The sequence below is a fragment of the Bacteriovorax sp. As-1 genome (assembly GCF_058446905.1).
Genome location: NZ_CP184341.1, coordinates 381,381 through 400,253 on the forward strand (window position 1 = coordinate 381,381; position 18,873 = coordinate 400,253).

18 protein-coding genes are annotated in these 18,873 nt (G+C 40.3%); 6 read left to right on the forward strand and 12 right to left on the reverse strand.

From position 1 onward, the window contains the following. Positions 1–10: 10 nt before the first annotated feature. Positions 11–892 (reverse strand): helix-turn-helix domain-containing protein, encoded by an 882-nt coding sequence (locus ACN20O_RS01925; RefSeq protein WP_491636662.1) that lies wholly within the window; start codon positions 890–892, stop codon positions 11–13. Positions 893–1,010: 118 nt separating this feature from the next. On the opposite strand from ACN20O_RS01925, the gene ACN20O_RS01930 reads away from it, so the two are divergent. Continuing rightward, the gene (locus ACN20O_RS01930) at positions 1,011–1,730 is read left to right on the forward strand and encodes a YceI family protein (RefSeq protein ID WP_491636664.1); all 720 of its coding nucleotides are present in this window, start codon (positions 1,011–1,013) and stop codon (positions 1,728–1,730) included. A 118-nt stretch (positions 1,731–1,848) separates the two neighbouring features. Here the strand turns inward: ACN20O_RS01930 and ACN20O_RS01935 are convergent, their stop codons facing one another. The 6 genes from ACN20O_RS01935 to ACN20O_RS01960 are packed head-to-tail and all read right to left on the reverse strand — an operon-like array spanning position 1,849 to position 10,415. Further along, complete coding sequence (locus ACN20O_RS01935) at positions 1,849–2,523, reverse strand: hypothetical protein (protein WP_491636666.1); 675 nt, start codon at positions 2,521–2,523, stop codon at positions 1,849–1,851. A 5-nt stretch (positions 2,524–2,528) separates the two neighbouring features. Next, positions 2,529–4,637 (reverse strand): TonB-dependent receptor, encoded by a 2,109-nt coding sequence (locus ACN20O_RS01940; RefSeq protein WP_491636668.1) that lies wholly within the window; start codon positions 4,635–4,637, stop codon positions 2,529–2,531. Between the two features lie 13 nt (positions 4,638–4,650). Next, entirely contained in the window at positions 4,651–5,919 is a 1,269-nt protein-coding gene (locus ACN20O_RS01945; protein WP_491636670.1) for a lysine N(6)-hydroxylase/L-ornithine N(5)-oxygenase family protein, read from the reverse strand. Further along, on the reverse strand, positions 5,912–7,657 hold the full coding sequence (locus ACN20O_RS01950) for an IucA/IucC family protein (RefSeq protein ID WP_491636672.1): 1,746 nt from the start codon (positions 7,655–7,657) through the stop codon (positions 5,912–5,914). The genes ACN20O_RS01945 and ACN20O_RS01950 overlap by 8 nt, the downstream gene beginning before the upstream one ends. Beyond that, positions 7,654–8,643 (reverse strand): GNAT family N-acetyltransferase, encoded by a 990-nt coding sequence (locus ACN20O_RS01955; RefSeq protein ID WP_491636674.1) that lies wholly within the window; start codon positions 8,641–8,643, stop codon positions 7,654–7,656. Before ACN20O_RS01955 ends, ACN20O_RS01950 begins: the two co-directional genes overlap by 4 nt. Then, positions 8,637–10,415 carry an IucA/IucC family protein gene (locus ACN20O_RS01960; RefSeq protein WP_491636676.1) on the reverse strand — a complete coding sequence of 593 codons (1,779 nt, stop codon included), beginning with the start codon at positions 10,413–10,415 and terminating at the stop codon, positions 8,637–8,639. Before ACN20O_RS01960 ends, ACN20O_RS01955 begins: the two co-directional genes overlap by 7 nt. A 249-nt stretch (positions 10,416–10,664) precedes the next feature. On the opposite strand from ACN20O_RS01960, the gene ACN20O_RS01965 reads away from it, so the two are divergent. Together ACN20O_RS01965 and ACN20O_RS01970 are read left to right on the forward strand one after the other, a co-directional pair. Beyond that, entirely contained in the window at positions 10,665–11,903 is a 1,239-nt protein-coding gene (locus ACN20O_RS01965; RefSeq protein WP_491636678.1) for an MFS transporter, read from the forward strand. Between the two features lie 20 nt (positions 11,904–11,923). Next, positions 11,924–12,643: a siderophore-interacting protein gene (locus tag ACN20O_RS01970; protein ID WP_491636680.1), complete on the forward strand. Its 720-nt coding sequence runs from the start codon at positions 11,924–11,926 to the stop codon at positions 12,641–12,643. Positions 12,644–12,673: 30 nt separating this feature from the next. On the opposite strand, the gene ACN20O_RS01975 is transcribed toward ACN20O_RS01970, so the two are convergent. Beyond that, the gene (locus ACN20O_RS01975) at positions 12,674–12,949 is read right to left on the reverse strand and encodes a hypothetical protein (protein WP_491636682.1); all 276 of its coding nucleotides are present in this window, start codon (positions 12,947–12,949) and stop codon (positions 12,674–12,676) included. A 330-nt stretch (positions 12,950–13,279) separates the two neighbouring features. Between ACN20O_RS01975 and ACN20O_RS01980 the strand changes: the two genes are divergently transcribed. Beyond that, on the forward strand, positions 13,280–14,185 hold the full coding sequence (locus ACN20O_RS01980) for an alpha/beta hydrolase (RefSeq protein ID WP_491636684.1): 906 nt from the start codon (positions 13,280–13,282) through the stop codon (positions 14,183–14,185). Here the strand turns inward: ACN20O_RS01980 and ACN20O_RS01985 are convergent. Next, on the reverse strand, positions 14,182–14,982 hold the full coding sequence (locus tag ACN20O_RS01985; RefSeq protein WP_491636686.1) for a response regulator: 801 nt from the start codon (positions 14,980–14,982) through the stop codon (positions 14,182–14,184). The two genes, ACN20O_RS01980 and ACN20O_RS01985, sit on opposite strands and share 4 nt — an antisense overlap. Before the next feature lie 143 nt (positions 14,983–15,125). Next, entirely contained in the window at positions 15,126–15,605 is a 480-nt protein-coding gene (locus tag ACN20O_RS01990; RefSeq protein WP_491636688.1) for a hypothetical protein, read from the reverse strand. A 174-nt stretch (positions 15,606–15,779) separates the two neighbouring features. On the opposite strand from ACN20O_RS01990, the gene ACN20O_RS01995 reads away from it, so the two are divergent. Further along, positions 15,780–16,235, forward strand: coding sequence for a hypothetical protein (locus tag ACN20O_RS01995; RefSeq protein WP_491636690.1), 456 nt, complete (start codon positions 15,780–15,782; stop codon positions 16,233–16,235). Next, positions 16,228–17,571, forward strand: a complete 1,344-nt coding sequence (locus ACN20O_RS02000) for a hypothetical protein (RefSeq protein WP_491636692.1) — start codon at positions 16,228–16,230, stop codon at positions 17,569–17,571. The genes ACN20O_RS01995 and ACN20O_RS02000 overlap by 8 nt, the downstream gene beginning before the upstream one ends. Here the strand turns inward: ACN20O_RS02000 and ACN20O_RS02005 are convergent, their stop codons facing one another. Both ACN20O_RS02005 and ACN20O_RS02010 read right to left on the reverse strand, forming a co-directional pair. Then, on the reverse strand, positions 17,572–18,339 hold the full coding sequence (locus tag ACN20O_RS02005; protein ID WP_491636694.1) for a transglycosylase SLT domain-containing protein: 768 nt from the start codon (positions 18,337–18,339) through the stop codon (positions 17,572–17,574). Continuing rightward, the gene (locus tag ACN20O_RS02010; protein ID WP_491636696.1) at positions 18,340–18,774 is read right to left on the reverse strand and encodes a hypothetical protein; all 435 of its coding nucleotides are present in this window, start codon (positions 18,772–18,774) and stop codon (positions 18,340–18,342) included. Positions 18,775–18,873: the final 99 nt, after the last annotated feature.

Sequence of the window (18,873 nt, forward strand, 5' to 3'; positions counted from 1 at the left end):
CAGTTTAAAACTAACAAACCTGTCTAACTTTTTGCCTGAATTTACCTGGGTTTTGCTTGGTCTTCGAGGTGAAAAAACGCGTGAAGTAATTGGGGTCATCAAAACCTAATTCAATGGCAATCTCACTCACTGATAAATCGGAGTAAGCTAAGAGTCTTTTGCTTTCTAAAATACAGCGCTCCTGAATCAGGTCTCGCACACTCTTTCCAATAATGCGATTGACTTTAGCTGTGAGGGCCTTGGGAGTTATCCCCAGTGTTTTTGCATAGAACTCAACACGGTGATGTTTTTTATAATGCTTCTCAATGAGATTGATAAAGTCTTCGCGAAATTTTGAGACTCGGGAAACTTTTTTCGGTTGATCCTGAATGATGCGTGAAAACAGGAGCAGCAAAGTTGCAAGATGAAGCCTTAGAAGAATTTCAAAATCTTTTTTCTCTTCTTCGTACTCTTTCAGCATTTTCTGTGCGTGAGTGAAAATCTCTTCACGTGTTGCTCCAGCGACTTCAAAGTAATTCACTGAAGGCATAAGTGCATCGGAAAAAATATTGTAGGCTTCGTCACCTGAAAACATCGAAAGCCCTTCAAATTCGATAACCACCCCACACGTGTCTTTACTCATGGCCCAAGAATGAACTTGCGCCGGAAGCATAAAAAAGATTGAGCCTTTTTTCACATCATGACGTTCGAAATCAATCTCGTGCCATCCCGATCCTTTTGTAATGACTACCAGGTGAAAAAAATTGTGTTTATGTGGAAAAGGCACCGCTGGAATCAATCGTCCTTCCATGCGAGTGACTCTGACCTGTTTGGTTAGACCCGAGACGACTCCAAAGGAATCCATAGGATGAAGGGTGTCTAAATGATGGTGATGATCGTGCTTCTTTTTCATAGTTGTCTCCTAGGAGATAGTACCATGAATAGGGCGTTTTGTGCTATTTTTTAAACCTTGAGTCCATAGAGCCAGACTCCCCCTTTTGATATAATTAAATCACCCAGAGGAGGGTTCAATGAAACGACTATTTATGTGCTTACTCATGCTCGGGTCAGTCTCATCTTTTGCCAAAGATTTTGAATTGATTAAGGAGCACTCTAAAATTGCTTTTGATGTCGACTATATGTTGATGACGAAAGTTGAAGGCCAGTTTAAAGACTACCAAGGTTACTTCACACTCAACAGTGCTGAAAATGACTTATCTAATATCAGAATCACGATCAATGCTGAAAGTGTTGACACCAATGATGGAAAAAGAGACTTTCACTTAAGAGGTCATGAGTTCTTCTTTACAGCGAATTATCCTGAAATCACTTTTGAAAGCCCAGGTCCAATAAAACTAGAGGCAGGCAAAAAGCTGGTTATCGGCGGTTATTTAACCATGAGAGGGATCAAGCGTCCCCTCATACTTGAAGGCGTCTATAAAGGGAAATTAAAAGACCCATGGGGGAAGGACAACTATTTTTTCACCCTTTCAGGTGAAGTGGATAGAAAAACTTATGGCATAGTGTGGAATAAATCAATGGACAATGGTGGAGTGCTGATTGGTGACACTGTTCGAATTGCTATCACTATTCAGGCACAGGTTCTGGGAGAAAAGACACCTTTTTCAACTCATATGGTTCCGACGACAAAAGGAATTGTTGAAAGAGATCTTTTACAAAAAGGAAAAATTAAAAAGCTTTCGACCTCAACAGATCCGAAAGATCATTCAAAAAAGGAAGCTAAAAAATAACTTCTTTTCGTTTAAAAATGGCCGTTTTCTTAATAGCGGCCATAAGGCGAGAGAAATCTTTATCTGTGATTGTTGCCACCAATGCTGATGAATACAGATGTGTCCGCTAAAAAATTTTTTAAGAATTAGACGTTAGAAAAAGAGGAATGATTAATTCTGATGGGATGGGCGAGCCGCTTTTCCATAAATGCTTTAGTGGAATATTTTTTGCGACACTTAAGATTTTTCTTAATGTGCTCATATCAAGTTTCCCTTGAATGAGATCCGCGGCCGTCACTGTCCCATCACTTTCAAGAGAAATTTTAATTTTAATAAGCTGATCTTCTTTAATCACTAAAGTAGAACCTAATCTTGTTTCAAAGTGTTTTTTTATTTGTGAGAAAAGCACTCCTCCATCAAAATCCCCTGCCCCTGTACCAAACCCTAGACCACTTACTCCGCCAGAACCACTTCCAGTTGCACTCCCACCAGTTCCTGCAATCGAGTGAGAAGCTGCTACGGCCGATACTGAATCAGTCGTCATTGCTTTTTCTGCTGGAGTTGCCGGTTTGGCAAAAGATGATGTTGAAGTTTCTTTGACTGGAGCTCTCGAGACAGCAGGTGCACTTGGAGCACGTCTGCTGAAATTGATTCCATCTAAAGAAATTGTTTTTCCATTTCCACGCCCACCTGTGAGTTCCAGTGTCTGCACAGGGCCTTTATATAAAGCGGCCGATGCCACTAAAACCACCAGTCCGTGGACGGCCAGAGAAGCAGTGAAAGCGCGAATGTCTGTAGCAGCGAAAACTTTCATATTCATTACCAGTTGTAAGTCAGCCTGACGCCCAACTCTCTAGGAGTGCTTACCTGGTGGTATGTTCCAGGGAAGGCCGTTGATGTTGGGGTTCCATCATAAATTAAATAGTCCTTATCGAACAGGTTTTTTGTGTAAACTTCAATCCCGTAAGATGAGAAAACGTATTCTGCATTCAGGTCAATGTAATACTGATTTGGTGCTCTTTTTGTATTTTCAGCATTGGCCCAGCTTTGTCCTAATAAACGTCCTATCACACCAACATTCAAATTGTCAGTGACTTCTGACTTCCATGAAATAAGTCCAGTGTATTTTGGAGCATTCGGAAACTCTTTACCTGCGTAATTTGTACTGCCTGATCTGAAGTTTAGAAACTTCGTGGCCACATACCCAACACTTGCGCCTAAATGGTGACGGGAAAGAATTTTCACTCCCCCTTGAACCTCTGCTCCGTATAATTCTGATGAGGAAGCATTCTTAATACTCGAATCGTACGGATCATTCTGAACGACTCTTACCTGAACCTGTTGTTTTTTCCAGTTCGTGTAAAAGATGTTGGTTGAAACATTGAAAGTCTTATCGTTGTATTTTTGTGACATCTCGTAGTTATGTGTAAGTTCTGGATCGTAACTGCTCGCCGTTCCACGTCGGCGGTTAACACTGACTCCTCCATTTCTGTAAGCTTGGGAGTATGAAAGACCAAAATCGTTGTTAGTATTTAAGTGATAGACGTAACCTAGTTTAGGCAATGCCATTAACTTTTTAATTTCGTCTCCATGATCCCCTACAATTCCTGCGACATAATTATCAATGGTGGTGTTGGCCCCACCATAGTTTCCGTTTCTCACTCCGTAGAGGAATGTTTTGTATTCGTTAACAACGTATTCTAAACGAAGCCCCAGGTTAAGCGAATGCTCTTGAGTAAAATCATAGGTGAAAGAATCAAATAAACTGTAAACTGTTTTTAGGTTCTTTTGTGCCTGGATAGCATCAATCAATGCATAATTTGAGCCGCCAATCGGGAACATAACATTGAAGTGGTGATAGTCATTTAGTTTGTAGTTATGCAGGTTAAAACCAAGGGTGTTGTTGATTTTCCCCGATTTATATTGAAGCAGATTTTCCAGAGTCATCATCTGGTCTTTGTAATCTTCTGTTCTAAGGCCTGCCAGATTATTTTTAGTCCCATCTGCATCAGAAGAAACTTCTTGTTTTGACTTAGAGAAGGCCACGATCAACGTATTGGAGAAATCTTCGTTGAACTTTTTATAATAACGAACAGATCCTTGAGTATTGTGTGCCTTGTTTTTATAATCGATGTCTTCAAAAACTTCGTGTTTAAATGGATCACTCCCTTGAACATAAGTTCCACCAGTTGAATTTCTAAACATTTTTAAATCAAAAACCAGTTTATCACTATCGCTGATTTGATAAAGGAAGCTTGCTCTAGCTGCATCTTTATTTTTTCTTCCCCATTTATCATTATTGGTAATAACGTTTTTAATATACCCGTCAGAAGCGTCTTTATTATAAGTAATTCTCGAAGTCAGAACTCCTGGAATGATTTCATTATTCGTCATAACAGCAGCTTCTTTTCTATCAAAACTTCCATAACCTAAACGAAGCTTTCCTTCTCTAAAAAAAGAAGGCTCCTTGTGGTTGACTAGGATTGTCCCGGCCAGGGAGTTAATCCCTTGAGTGGTCGCCTGCCCACCTCTATGAATTTCCATTCCATCCAAGTCCCAAAGATCAAAAACACCTGCGCGGATCGCCAGGTCTGACTGGAAAACATCATCAATGATGGTCGAGGCCAGATTGTCTTTTAGAACACCTGTTACACCAGTGTTGTTGATTCCACGGATACTGTAAGACTCACCATTCTTATTGATCTGAACGTTTGAAACACCATTAAGCGAGTTAATTGAGTTATCAATTGTTCCGGCCTTAAAGTCGTCATTTTTAATAACCGAGATACTAGAAGTTGTTTCGTTGTACTTTTTTTGCTCTTTCGTTCCACGGATAACAATTGAATCCAGCTCCATTGATGACTGAGCATAGAGAGATGTTGAAAGAAGTGTCGAAAGAAATGCAGAGACAGAGAGAATTGATTTCATAAGGTCCTTTTCATTATCTATAGTTCATAAAATTTCTGACCTGGTTGTTAATCTGGTAGAATTTTTCATTTAAAATCGTATTAGTCACTACGGCTGATCTCCAGGCCATCAGACTTGTCTGCGGCTCAGAAATCCCATGCATGTGACGACTGAAGTTTAAGGCGAATATTTTATTTTCACTTGGGCCTTCCCATTTAACAGTGAAATCTTTATTTAATTGAAAACGTCCGTTTTCATCAAACATGATTTTTGTTCTCATCGGTTCAATCATTTTTGGAACCGACACATCAAACCCTGTGCACAGGATCACGATGTCGGCCAAGAACTCATCCATTCCATTCGTGAAGTGGTTTTCCATAACCATGCGGTAGCGACCGTGCATGTTTTCAACGATTGAAAGGCGTCTGCTCGGGCAAATTTCAAAATCCAGGTTGTCACCTTGGACGAAGCGGCGCTGGTAAAGCTCCTGGTATAATCCTTCCAGATAATGAGGAGTGTTTCCATCGCTGGCGTATTTTTGCGCCTTCACGATTCCTTCTTTTGTATGAAGAGAGACATCAAAGAAGTTTTCGACATAGGCAGGTGAAAAATACTCGTTTGTAAATGGCGATTCATCTAAAGGAAGAAGCCCCATTCTTCCTGTCACAAGTTTAATGCTCTTAGGTCGGGACCATTTATTATTTAGAGCATTTCTAAAGATCTCAACTCCCGTTTGCCCTCCTCCGATAACTAATACATCCTTGCCTTCAAGGTTTAAGTTTTTAAGCTCTGGTGATTTAGCGTGGAAGAAACTCTTAGAAAGATGCTCAACTGTGCACTCTGGAACTCTTGGAGTCAGACCTGTTCCGATACAAAGATTTTTTGCTCTATAAGTTTCGTTCTTTGATTGAAGCACAAAACTCTTTCCATCGTAGTCGACTGCGATAATAGGAGAATTAAACTGGAGTCTCTTTTCCAGTTTACTCGAAGTCCATTGACAGTATTGCTCAAATTCCTTTCTGGTTACATTAGTTCTTCCGGTATTCATAAAAACATGAAAAAGTCCATTCTCCACCAGGTAATTGAGGAACGAATAGCGGCTTGTCGGGTCTACAGGAGTCACCAGGTCTTTTAAGTAAGACGTTTGCATATCAGAGTCAGAAAAAAGAATTTCTGAATGCCAATCAAATGAAGATTTCTGATCAAAGAATTTATAATCCAGTGCTGTTTTATCTAAAATAGCGGCAAGACTTAAATTGAATGGTCCGATTCCTACGCCGGCCAGGTCTAATTGTTTATCCATTGATTTCCTCTTTGTGTTTTAAACCCAAATAAAGTGGATTTAACAAATCAACTCCCACCATTGGTTTAGGCCTTTCACTTGAGTCCCCGTAACCGATCTTAAAGCGCACTTTGTTCACCAGGACTCGGTGAATCTTTTCATTTAAAAAACTCAGCTCTTTTGGTACTGAGTATTCGTTAATATAATTTTCTACAACTTCTGCCAGGATCTGGTAGAAGTTGATTTCTGGAAGTCCGTCGCTCTCTTCCATGACTTCAGACACAAAACGCAGCACAGTCACCAGATGACCGGTTAAAAGGTCGTGGATTAGGTACTCTTTTGGCATTTTATCCAGCTTCATTGCCAGCTCTTTAAAGTCAGCGCGAGTGTTTAGAATTGAATCGTTTGAAAGTCTTAAGTCTCCCTGGAAATCTTTTAATATGATTCCAGCAGGAACATAGTTCTTCATTTTGAGAATAATATTCTGCCCGTGAGACACTAGACCAAGTCCGTATTTCACTTGAAGGTGATAAAGAGGGACAATGACGAAATTAAAATACTCTCTCAACCACTCTTCTTTAGTCAGTTTTGATTTTGCGATGTAAGCCCCGATCAGCGATTTTTTTTCTAAATCCTGAAAGAAAAGACTTCCAGTCAAAATCCCTTGTTCGTTTTCTGCGAGCTTAGATGTCGTGCTCTCTCTCCAGATCGCTCCCAGGTACTCTTTGTAGCGGTATGGCGAGTTCTTAACTTGAGAGTAAGCATTATGTTCAAAACTTGCTCCACCTTTTTCAACTAGCACATCCGTCTTCAGCGATCTTAGAAGATCATCTTCCTGGCATAAGCTTAAGATCGATCGCGAGAGTCTTGCTCCAATTGAAATATAACGTGCAGGAATGCCTCTGATTGCTGAAGTATTTAAGATTGTAAGTGGAAGTTTTATATCCACTTTTTCAGGGCGAGAGATATTTGAAAGTGTCCTGATTGAAATTTGCGGTAAGTACTCGTCTCCAAAAAGACCGAGCTCCACCATGTCTCCTTTGGCCAGTGATTCCATATACTGGATTTTCACAAAGCGATCCCACTGCCAAGGGTGTAGCGGAAGAAAGATATATTCATCAAATGAGAGCTTCTTTTCCTGAAGCACTTCAAAAAGGCGACTCATTTCATTTTTATCAAGTGACTCTTCTAAAAGAGAAGTCATCGAGTACTGGTCATCAAAAGAAAATTCTAAAGCGCCTTTTTTAATCGCCACCCAGAATAATCTTACCGGCATTTCGCTTTCAGGAGCATAGGCTTCTAGCTCTCTTGCTCCCCAACCGACTCTTCCTTTTGAAAGCAGAATCTTAGGGTGACCGTTTAAATAGGCCTGAACTTTTTCTCCACTCCAGTAGCTCATCTCTTGGGCAGAGACATTTTTTTGTTTATTTAACAGGGTGATGTCCGAATAAAGACTGTTGTGCATTTCTTCCAGGAAATTCCCTAGAACAATATCATCCATTTCCAGGTCGGCCTGAGCATCAATAAAAAAAGCAGCCGCTGAAATATCTGTGCTTCCAGTTTTTTTAATCGATTGAGCATCAACCCTCAAGTGATCCCAAATCCCCATCCAGGCAGAAAAAGTGTACTCCGCTCCGCTTTGCAGACGCACGCGGTACTTTCCTTTTTCTATTTCTTCAGCTTTCAGGATTTGCTCATAAGAGAGCTCTCCCAAAGTTTTTGCCAGAAGGTTTAGGTTAACTTGCAGCCAGTCACTCACAGGTAATCTCCCATGAAGAAAACCTCTCTTCTGCATTCAAGCAAAGCCGCACGTTTATGAGGGAAATCGAATTCGTAAAGTTTTCTCCAGGCCGTAAACGTTTCAACATATTTTAAAACTTTAGCGTTATCAGATCTTGGCTCGGCCATAATTTTTCTTGTTCTCACTTCATCGAGAAATAAGAAATGACTCAAGCTCTTTAAGATGCTGTCAGTATTTTGGAATCCTAAAAATTCAGTGTTTCCAATCAGAAAGTGAAATCCACGATCGTAAGCTTCACTTTCATAATAAGGGGCCAGGCGGTCTTCGCGAGTCCAATACATTTCAAAGTACCCGACAGGAACACCGTCGCACTCAGCGATCATTGGCAAAGTGTGAGGGTCTTTTAAACCTTTTTGGATATATTGAAGAAGCTCTTCTTTTGGCAATGCCAGTTCCCAAAAGTTTGCCACTCTTGGTTGGTTGTGCCAGTCATGAAATGTATCCAGGTCTTTTACCTGATCAATCATTCTGAAACTTAATGTCTTTTTGATGGCCGGAACATAACGGCTATAAAGCGTTCCCGATTGAATATCTGGCCTTATCGGGTGAGCGTAATTTCCAGTTTGCGTCCATGTCTCAAGTGCCGGAGTGTAATCATGTTCTGCATGCCAAAGAGCCCTTAATTGGAAGAACTGGTGGCGCTCAACTTGGATTTCTCCATCTTTTAGAAAGTATTTTAAAACGATGTCGCATGAAACATAATTTTCAACTTTAAGTGTTTTAAGCTCAGGGTTGTGCCCAAAAATATACTCTAAAGCAACGAGGAGAAGATCATCGTTGTCTCTGCGGCTTGCCTGCTCAACTTTTAAAAGCCCAGGAGAAAGCATTAACACCAGTTCATCGTCACCTGCACTGATAGTGCAAAGGCCATCGACTAAAGATGCAGTAAATGACTCTTTAAGCGCCAGCGGTTTATAAGTGACATTCTTTAATGTGTTTAACATAGATTTTTCTCGCAAAGAGGATTTTTAATTTGATTGTAAATTCCCAATGGGTTTTCCGTCGTATTTTCATTCATGTTTACAAACGAACACAGGAAGTTTCCTTTCTGAAGAAGGAACTCTCCATCCAAGAGATAGTTAAAACAAGTTGTGTCGCGAACTCCCTCTGCTCTCCATTCAAGAAGAGATTGACGAAGAATTTTTAGTAAGTCTTTTTCGGCCACTTTGGCGTCGCGGGCAAGCGTGCTTATTACGTTAAATGTCGAGTTGATCATCAGGTAGTAAGAAAAAAGAGTGTTCCCCATCTTATCATCAAGAATATTTCCGTTTTCCACCGTCATCAGATCCACGTCATTAGCAAAAAGCTCAAAGCCCACTTTGCTATAACCTGTTCCCTGACAGTCTCTGAAATACGCTCTCTTTGGTAGATGATTCTCAATATCCAGGATCATATTTTGTTGGTGAGCTCCTAATAGCACCCCAAAATTGGCCTGCGCCATCATTAGAGGTTTTACGGCCACCTCTAAGTATTTTTTTAACCAGACTACTGCTAGTTCATCACTTCCCTTTCCTGATTCCTGTGCCAATTGATCTAAGTGAAGTCCAATTAAGCTCACACCCTTTATCGGGTGATCTTGAGTTAAGGTGGCCAGGACGCACTTCTGGTCAGATTGACCGATTGTAAAAGGATTTAATCTTAAAGCGACAATCGTTTCATTTAGGATCTTTTGGTCTTTATCAACCAGGGCCATAAAGGCCGGCTCAAAAAGAATGCTGAAGTTTGGATACTGATTGAAAAACTCTTTTCCTTTCTCTGTTGAGAAAACATCCATTACCTGAAGGCCCCTGACAACTTCCAGTGAAAGCAGGTGGCGAACAGAGTTCGTTAATCTCACACTTAAAGAGAACTTAAGCATATAAGGCGAGTGTTCATTGTACACCGAACGAAGAGATGAAGTCGGAGACCATTTCTCCATCTGGTTTTCACTAGCACCAAGATCAATCAGCAAGTCCTCTTCCACATACTCGCGGACAAGTGGGTTTTTTAGAATGATCTTTTTTTGCCAAGGATGAACAGGATAAGGAATATAACCTTCGGCCAGTTTTTTTTCTAAAAAAGCATTCTCACTAAAAGCGGCAAGGATCATATCCCTTGACCAATTTTTAGCTTCGAAGTTTTTTGAAATATGATGATGAAGAATTTCTGGTCTCACTAAGAACCAGTGAAGAAGAAATTCCCCTGCACTCTCCGGAGCAAACTCGCGGAAATCTTCGCGGCTAAATCCATCGCGGTTTTTTGGGTGCGGGTGGAAAGTGTGTCCAATAAACAGACCTTGCTCGGCCTCTTTAAAGTTTATTTCGCCCTTTGAGTAAAGTTTTAAAAGTTCATTTAAACGAAGATCAAGAGCTGACTCAATGTTGTTAACACTGTCAGTGATTCTTTCCATAAAAATGCTGATTTGTTCTTGAGATGTTTTATACTGAACGCTCAAATGTGCCAGTAGGACTTCCACCAGCTCAAGAAAGCTCACTTCCTCAACGTCAGAATGTTTATCTTTTTTGTAAAAGAAAGAGTCACTGTACTCATGGCGTCCGACTTCAGAGAAAGTCATGAGTGGAAGGATTATCACACCTTCGTTTTTTAATGGAATCACAAAGGAATTTGAATCTTGATCAAAGCAATAATCGCTCCACTCTCTAAACAGCGAGTTAAAAAAGCAGTGAGCTGAGTGTTTTTCAGAAAGAGCATTGGCCTGCATAGTAGATAACCACATTTAAAGTTATGTATTGTGTATACTTCACCATAAACTTGTTTGACAAGCCAAACTTTCTATAATAAATTACCTCTGAAAGTTTTATAACTACCCTAAACAAAAGAGAGTTTGGGAGTTTTGCTGCCTAGCAAAGTCAGCCAAAAACCTATCCCTTGAGGTTAACGAAGCCCTATGATCGTTAATTAGTTTTTATTAGATTGGAGGCCGGATTCTTCGCTAGTTTCCGGCCTTTTTAAACTGGGACTACCTATGAAGATCTCTAGCACGAACCAACAACTCTGGATCGCTTATCTCAACACACTCACATTTAGCTGCATCCAGATTCTTCTTTATACGACGATTCCCTATATTTCTGAACAAACCACAGTCACTACGGCATCGATCATCGGGTCTATCAGCGTAGGCTCTTTTATCTTCGCTTTCATGGGCCCTTTCTGGGCAAGTAAAAGTGATACGTGGGGAAGAAAAAGAGTGCTTAGCTTTGGAATGATCGGAATGGGTCTTTCTTTTCTTTGCCTAAGTTCATTATTTGTTTTTAACGATGTCTTCTCTATTCAACTTAAAATCGCCATTGTGTACTTAAGCCGTATCATCTACGGTCTTCTCGCCTCTGCGGTTGTACCAGTCTCTCAAGCATGGCAATTAGATTTAATCGACACCAAAGACAAACTTAAAGTTCTTACTCGCAACTCGATGTGTTTAAACGTCGGCCGCGTGCTTGGACCGGTTTTAGTCCTGGTAAAAAAAGTCGACTTTGAACACATCATCTACTTTGGAACAGGATGGATTTTTTTCCTGGCCATTAGCTGTCTTTTAACATCGAAAAATCCAAGACCGCAACAAACAATGGCAGCAGAGGCCAGCGCTCCAAAATTCCAATGGAAAGAACTGATCAAAGAGGCCATGCTTCCTATTGTTCTTGCTCTAATTTTTACAAGCTTTATTGGAATCCTTCACTCAACATTGGGGCACCACTTAAAAGAAACTTTAAGTATCAAAGGTGATGAGGCCAGTGTCCTCATGGCAAAAATCGTTCTTGCCAGCAGTTTATTTGCTCTTATTGTTCAGCAAACCAGCCAATGGGTCTTTAAGCGCAACTGGAAAAACAGACTTATCGTGGGCTCAAGCAGCTTGGTAGGTGGATCGTTTATTCTAAGTATGGCCGCGACTCTGACAAGCATTTGGATTGGTATTGCTTTTATCTCAATTGGACTGGCACTTATCCCGCCGGTTTACATGGCACTGATCAGCCACACTTCTTCTACTGAAAATGTCACAGGGAAAAAGATTGGTTTTGCCAGTATCGCCCATTCTCTAGGTTATGCAGTTGGCGCAGGACTGATTGCTATTTCTATGAAAATGAATTTAGTATCAAACATGACAGTGATTAGTTTTGTTTCGGTGGTCACTTTTACCATCGTCGCAATGCTGATCCTCCGCAATTCAGAATTTGTTCTTCCTGCAAAAAAAGACCCTCAGTATTCATAAGAGGGAAAAGGAAAAAAATCATGAGCAAAATAAAAAATGTTCTTCTAAAAGTTTTGGGACCACTTTTTTTATCAGAAAGTAAAGTTGTCTCTAATGAAAGGCTCTCGCCTCATTTTCAATTCCTGACGATTAAAGGCAAGTCCTTTAAAAAGTCAGAATGGATTCCAGGACAAAAAATCCAGGTGCGATTGAGTGACGACATCATGAGGAGCTACACACCAAGTTCATGGGATAGACAAAACGGAGTGGTGCAAACCTTAGTCTATATGCACGGAAAAGGTCCCGGTGCTCTTTGGGCAAGAGACGCTAAAACCGGATCAAAGGCCACAATTCTAGGCCCTCGCGGTTCACTGGTGCTTGGCGAAGAATTAAAAGAAGTCGTCTTCTTTGGCGACGAGACGACTTTTGGCCTAGCATATGCCATTAAAGAAAACTTCAAACAATTAAGCGTAAGATGTTTTTTTGAAAATACTGATCTCAGTGAATCAAAGCCAGTCCTGGAGAGATTCAATCTGCAAGAGAGCACCCTTTATACTCTGTCTCAATACGACATCATCGCCAGCGATATTGCTCGTGGCTATCAAAGTTCAGCGACCAGCAAGATTGTGCTTTCTGGAAAACAGCAGTCTATTGTGGCCATCCGCCAGAAGCTCTACTCCCTGGGAATTCTCCCTGAGGATATTATTGTGAAAGTCTACTGGGGATGGAAAGATGACCCGAACGGGAAATTAAAGAAGTAAAAATAAGGCCGCTATAAGCGGCCTTATTTTTTATATGTAATCAGACCCTCTGTTAAAGTGTCTGTCGTGGATAAATTTTTTAAACTGCTCTTTTTGTACTCCTTCAATTCTTTCTCTGTGATTTTCACAAACTCTCAGTTCATCTGCACGCAGCTGATCTGCTTGTAAATCATTTGAGTCACCGATTCTGAAAGACTCCGGGTGATTTCTGTGTTCATCTGCTCTCATCGCATCCTGAGCAAATACACTACTGCCAAAAACAAGGCTCAAAAGCAGGGCCCCAAAGATAAGTTGTAAAGTTTTCATATATATTCTCCTTTAAAATGTTGGTTATTCACTGAACTCAGTATCTTCCTGAACTTGATAAAATAATATTATTTTGTTTTTATTGATTTGATAGTTTTATCTTATACTGTAATTCGATGATTTTCTGCGCTTATAATCTTGAAGAGTGACCGACGTTAATACTTGCATTGCCTATTGGACAACCTCACCTATTTCATCTTATTTAACTTCACTGGCCCAAGAATCTATTAAGAATCTCTAGCCAAATGTTATGCTTTTGATTCATCTCATCTTTCACTCTTTGCATAGCAAAGTTAAAGTGGAATATATATCTGCAACCAGGAGAGCTTTATGTCTGTGGCACAAGTCCTTCCCAACTTTCCCAGCAATCGCATCACCAGAAAATTAGAAATCCAGACTGCTGATGGGCTTATCCTTCGAGGGTGGCAAATGGCCGCAAAGATTGACCCGGCCAAAGGCAATGTCATTATCGTTCACGGGTTTAAAGACTACTCCGAGCGCTATCTGGATTTTGCAAACCAGCTTTCTAAAAATGGTTATCAAGTTTTTGCCTACGACCAAAGAGGACATGGTCGAAGCGAAGGCGATAAAGTTTACTTCCCTAATTTCGATGTGGTCACCAAAGACTTAGACCTGGCAATAAAAACGTTTAAAAAATTCGAAAATGGTAAACCATGGATCGTTCTTGGTCACAGCATAGGAGGCTCCATTACCGCTCGTTATACCGTCACCCATCTGGATGGCATCGCTGGTTTCATCCTGAGTGCTCCCGCCTTAAAAAAAATGCCAGACCTTCCAAGTTTTATTGTCGGTGCGCTTAAGGCCACAAATGCGATTGCTCCTCACATGGGGATCGTTGACCTGCCCAACGAAAAATTTTCCCGCGATCCCAAGATTGTCGAAAAGATGAAAACCGATCCCTTAATTGCTGACATTAAAATTCCTGCCCGTTCAGGAGTTGGGGCCTTAGAGAATATGGACTTTGTTCAGGAAAATAGGGCAAAAACGAAAATACCTTTCCTCGTTCTTCACGGAACGGGAGATCAAATCAATAACATTGAAGGTAGCAGAGAATTTTTTGAAGGCACTCCCGATATCCCGGGAAAACAAATGAAGATTTATCCCATTCTCGCCCATGATCTTTTACATGAGCCAGAACATCAGGAAGTAGAAAAGGATATTCTTCATTGGATCAATTTGATTGCTGATAGGAAACAAAACCATCAAGAGATTTAAAGTTTAGGTGCTCTTCTGCGCTCAATTGCATAAGCAATCTTATCTTCGAACTCGCTGTAGTCAAAAGGCTTGATGATATGGTCTTTAATATCTTTTTGTAACAGAGTCATGATGTCTTCCACATCACTTCGACCGGTAATGACTATGGGAATAGATTCTTTCAGACGCTTAGAGCGTTTAACGTCGCGGGCGTAATCAATAATTTCAAAACACGTCCCATCTTCCAGGTCCCAATCCAGCAGGAGCAGATCGAAATCCTGGTTCTCCATGATCTCTTTGGCCTCACCGACGGTCGAACAAGTGACGAAATTCTTATGCGACAACTGCTCCATATGCATCCCCAATATTTCCAAGACATTGGGGTTGTTATCTAAAATAAGCACACTTAAATTTTTAGGAAGAATACCATTGATCTGCTTATCCCAGGCATTCATCAAGCTTTCACTAAATTGCTTACGCGAAAAAGGTCTGGTGATAACCGTATCAACCTTAACCTTCGGATGATGATAAGGACGATCCTTATGTTTTTCGTGGGTAACAAAAGCAAAAGTTGCGCGACAAAATTTTTGTGTATTTCTTAATTTTTCGGCGATCTCAATGACGTTGAACTTATCGCATAGATAATCAAAGACAAAGGAGTCAATATGCCTGGTGGCAATGCAGTCGATGAATTCATTGAAAGAATCGCAACTGTAAACAGTCACTTCATAATCTTCAAGTGTATTGAGTTTTAGAGCGAGCCTACGCGCCTCTTCTTTTAAACTCATACAAAGTGCAACACTGATCTTTCCTTTCATAAAATGATTTTCACTCCTTAAAAATCATTTCGGTCAATATTGCAAAAGAATTAAATGCCCAACAAGGAGCATTTAATTCTTCATCGTTTATCATTTAGAACCAAAGGCTCCCTTGAGATTCTTCCAATGAAAGTTAACAATTGCTATTTAAGTGAGTCACAAGTAAAGGTGTGATACCAATCTCCCCAATCATCACTGGTGATTCTCATTTCACTGACAAAAACATCATAGCCTTTAAAGACTATTGGGATGTCTCCCCAGACCAGAGTGCCGTCAGTAGAGAGTGCGCCAGGGTAATAAAATTCATTTTGAGTCTCGCCAATATAGGCGTATTGATTTTCCGAAAGCTGCCAAAAATCTGATTCAGTCCACTCTCCTTCCACGCTGTAGTATTTTACAAACGCAATAATATCTTTTGAGCATCCGTTGACTAAATAGAGACTATCGGAATCCTCTCCATTAATCATTTTTTCAAACTCAACAAATTTTGGAAGGACACGATCGACTGATGAGTGCAGAGAGCTCACTTCAACTTTTGTTAAGAGTCTTGCCTTATGAAAATTTGTTTTGGAATAAAGAGAATTCATAGAAAATAACAGGGCAAATGTAAGTAACGTCTTCATCTTCTCCTCCTTGAGATAGGGCCTCAACTTCATCCTAAAAATGGGCACAGCGACTTGTAAACTCTCTTTGTTTAAAATGTTTTTTTCTTAATGTTGAGCTTCTTACTAGCTAATATCAAAAATCTTTTTCATTATTTTTCTCATCCTTTTGGATTAATAACTTATAATGAATGTATGGGTGCTTTACTCTCACAATGTATTTCTACCAAAACGTTCAACCGCTCAGGCCATAAAGTTTTGATCAGAAATGAAACAAGTCATACACAATTTACGAAATCTGAAGTTCTCTTAATCAAAGAACTCAAGGACAACGGAATCGTGCTTGAACTTCCGGCCAACGTTTGTCAACGAGGGCATAGCCTCACGCTTTTTTTTGTAGATGGCCAATCAGAATTAAAACACAAGCTTCCTTCCAATGGTGCCTATAAAGAATCACTTTTTGAAGTTGTCGCAAAAGTAGAAAAACTTGAGGACATTGAAGCTCAAGAAAAAATCGTCGCCGCGACTTTAACTTTTGTTCAATATGATGTCCGTGAGTGGAAACAAATCATTGAACAATACGAAGCGGCCCAGAAAGAAATTAATAACCTCATCATGCGCCAGCATGACTTGAGAGAAGATAATGAGTAATTATTTTGATCCGACCGCTAAAGAAAACATGGCGACGTTGGAATTTTTCGAAACTAAGATCTGGTTGGTCGTCGATCCTTCGTCGAGTACGCGTTCATCTATCAAAAAAACTCTGACTCAATTAGGATCAAAGATTTCAAATATCTTCGATACCGACAATCTGAACGAAGCAAGAAATATTATTGCGGAGAAAAAACCTCATTTTATTATCGGCAATAAAACCTTATCTCAAGGAAGCACTATCGAATTGTTTGGTGCTCATATCAAAATCATGCCTAACCGTGCAAGCGCAGGCTTCTTTGTTATCACCGAAGAAAATTCTTTAAGCGAAGCGGCCATTGCACTCGACTATGATATGGATGGTCTGATCTCCATCCCATTTACTGGACAAAGCATCATCAACACCATCCTGGCCGGTATGAAGTATAAGCTGGCACCTTCCCCTTATCTAAAACTTCTCTATTTGGCCCAGGAACTTTTAATTAAAGAAGACCTGGATTTTGCCCAGGCCAATTTTGAAGAGGCCCTGGCGCTTAACCAGCACCCTTATGAGGCCTATTACTACCTGGCCGAAATCTATAAACAAAGAAGCTTGTTTAATGAGGCCATCAGTGCTTATGAGAAGGCCTTCTTTCATAATCCTCAACACTATAAAACGTTGAGAGATATGAGTGCGCTCTATTACCAGATGAAAGATTTTAAGAAAGCTTATGAATCTAATGTGCAAATGGCCCAAAGCTACCCTATTCTTCCAGAGAGAATACCTGAGCTGGTCAGGCTTTCAATCATCAACCAAAAATATGCTGACATCATCAATTACTTAAGAGTCTTTGATGCACTAAAATCCCCTAGTGTTGATATCCAGAATGCACTTGCCGCGGGTCTTGCCGTTTTAGGAAAATACTTTTTTAGCCTCGGCGAAACTGATAATGCCATCGACACTCTAAAACGCGCTTTCCACTACTCGAATGGAAAGTATGAAGTGCTTAGAAGTATCGCGCGCACTTTTCAAGAAATGAATAAATCTGACATTATGCTGGAAGCTTTTGAAAGAATAGACCTAGCTCAGTGGCCGGATAATGCTGAAGTCATTTACTTCAATACACTTCACTTGGTTAGCAATGATCATCAATCCGTCATTAACTATGGTGAAAAACTTTTAAAAAGAAAAATCATGGACACCTCGATTTACCGTGGAATCATCGAGCGTGGAATAAAGATGAAGAGAAAACTAGGGATCATCGAAGGGCAAGTCTTTGAGGCCATCAGGCATTTTCCTGCTCATAAAGAAGAATTTGAAGCGCTTTTAGAAGAAGCACAAGCCGCTCTGGCCTGATTAACCTTTACAAAATGGATTGAGTTGAATCAAATCTGAAATCTCTCCACCATCTTTCTTTTTTAAGTGTTGCCAGTAAGAGCTCGAACCTCTTCCCCAAATCTCACCGTTACCTTTATATTCACCTTGTTTTCCCTTAAGTAACTCTTCCAGAATATCGAGTCCACAACGCAAGTTCTCTTTTGGATTGCTTACAGATTTAACACCGCAATTTGGGCCACGCCATTTTCTGGCCGAAGATCTTTCATCGAGCTGAAGAAGACCTACGGCCGTACCGTTTGTCGCTTGCCCATTTCTGGCCTTTGGATTACATGTCGATTCGATATGGGCAATGGATGCCATAACCCACACCCAAAAGTGCTGCTTTTCATCTTTATTCATCTTCTCCCAATTAGGGCAAGCCTTTATACCACTGCTCATCCCATTGAGGTCATTGCTATAAAAAATAGAGTCATCCCCTTTAGCTTCGAGATAGCTGACGATTTCCCGGCCCCATGGCCCATAACCTCCGGACTCAGTGGTAGAGATGAACTTGTCACAATCTGCTGACTTGTCATTGAATTCTTCTGCCAGCGGTGGACACGCTGGATTGTCTTTATCAAGTGTACTAGCGCAGGCAACTGGAGGAATCCCGGCCTCTTTAACCGTGATTAAAACTTCTTCGATACATCTTTTAGTTCCTAGCTCTGTCGAGCTATCACAAGCGTTGGGATTGTTGGCCCAACTTGATGTCGAAATCATGAATAGAGTAAAAAATAAAAACTTCATCTATTTTTTTCTATTGTAGTGACAACTATAAGTTGTTTTCTTTTTATTCTGAGAAACGAATTCATAATTATAAGTCAGTTTATTATTATTCAAATTGAGGCTTTCATTAATCAGTCCATTCTCGGCGACATCCGGACAGTTTGTCCTGATCGTTTTAGCCGTGAAAGAGTCTACTTTGATTTCGTAATTGACTTGATAAGAGCATCCGCCTTCAACCACTTCCTTGCTCTCTCCTTTATCTTCAAGAGAAAGTGCAAAACTCAAACTTGAACCGAATAAAAGAACACGCTCTTTTTCTTTTAAATGAGATTTGATCCCCAGGTTTCCTGTGGCACAGATATCGGGTCCGCTGATTTTTTCAAACTCTCCCGCAAGTTCAGCATGGAGATTAAATGAAACAAAAAGCAATGATAACAGTAAGAGCATTTTCTTCATAAGTTCTTGTTTACCTTCGATTCTTAAACATTTCTAAGGTTGACTCACTAATTCTAAAATCATCCTGGATTTTAGAAAAGCATTTATTTATGGCTTTTG

Bases quoted from the DNA above. Each gene is read 5' to 3' on its own strand.
- ACN20O_RS02005 (WP_491636694.1), bottom strand. From the start codon at position 18,339: ATGAAGTTTTTATTTTTTACTCTATTCATGATTTCGACATCAAGTTGG.
- ACN20O_RS01990 (WP_491636688.1), bottom strand. From the start codon at position 15,605: ATGAAGACGTTACTTACATTTGCCCTGTTATTTTCTATGAATTCTCTT.
- ACN20O_RS02000 (WP_491636692.1), top strand. From the start codon at position 16,228: ATGAGTAATTATTTTGATCCGACCGCTAAAGAAAACATGGCGACGTTG.
- ACN20O_RS01985 (WP_491636686.1), bottom strand. From the start codon at position 14,982: ATGAAAGGAAAGATCAGTGTTGCACTTTGTATGAGTTTAAAAGAAGAG.
- ACN20O_RS01945 (WP_491636670.1), bottom strand. From the start codon at position 5,919: ATGGATAAACAATTAGACCTGGCCGGCGTAGGAATCGGACCATTCAAT.
- ACN20O_RS01965 (WP_491636678.1), top strand. From the start codon at position 10,665: ATGAAGATCTCTAGCACGAACCAACAACTCTGGATCGCTTATCTCAAC.
- ACN20O_RS01975 (WP_491636682.1), bottom strand. From the start codon at position 12,949: ATGAAAACTTTACAACTTATCTTTGGGGCCCTGCTTTTGAGCCTTGTT.
- ACN20O_RS01980 (WP_491636684.1), top strand. From the start codon at position 13,280: ATGTCTGTGGCACAAGTCCTTCCCAACTTTCCCAGCAATCGCATCACC.
- ACN20O_RS01995 (WP_491636690.1), top strand. From the start codon at position 15,780: ATGGGTGCTTTACTCTCACAATGTATTTCTACCAAAACGTTCAACCGC.
- ACN20O_RS01925 (WP_491636662.1), bottom strand. From the start codon at position 892: ATGAAAAAGAAGCACGATCATCACCATCATTTAGACACCCTTCATCCT.
- ACN20O_RS01935 (WP_491636666.1), bottom strand. From the start codon at position 2,523: ATGAAAGTTTTCGCTGCTACAGACATTCGCGCTTTCACTGCTTCTCTG.
- ACN20O_RS01940 (WP_491636668.1), bottom strand. From the start codon at position 4,637: ATGAAATCAATTCTCTCTGTCTCTGCATTTCTTTCGACACTTCTTTCA.
- ACN20O_RS02010 (WP_491636696.1), bottom strand. From the start codon at position 18,774: ATGAAGAAAATGCTCTTACTGTTATCATTGCTTTTTGTTTCATTTAAT.
- ACN20O_RS01960 (WP_491636676.1), bottom strand. From the start codon at position 10,415: ATGTGGTTATCTACTATGCAGGCCAATGCTCTTTCTGAAAAACACTCA.
- ACN20O_RS01955 (WP_491636674.1), bottom strand. From the start codon at position 8,643: ATGTTAAACACATTAAAGAATGTCACTTATAAACCGCTGGCGCTTAAA.
- ACN20O_RS01970 (WP_491636680.1), top strand. From the start codon at position 11,924: ATGAGCAAAATAAAAAATGTTCTTCTAAAAGTTTTGGGACCACTTTTT.
- ACN20O_RS01930 (WP_491636664.1), top strand. From the start codon at position 1,011: ATGAAACGACTATTTATGTGCTTACTCATGCTCGGGTCAGTCTCATCT.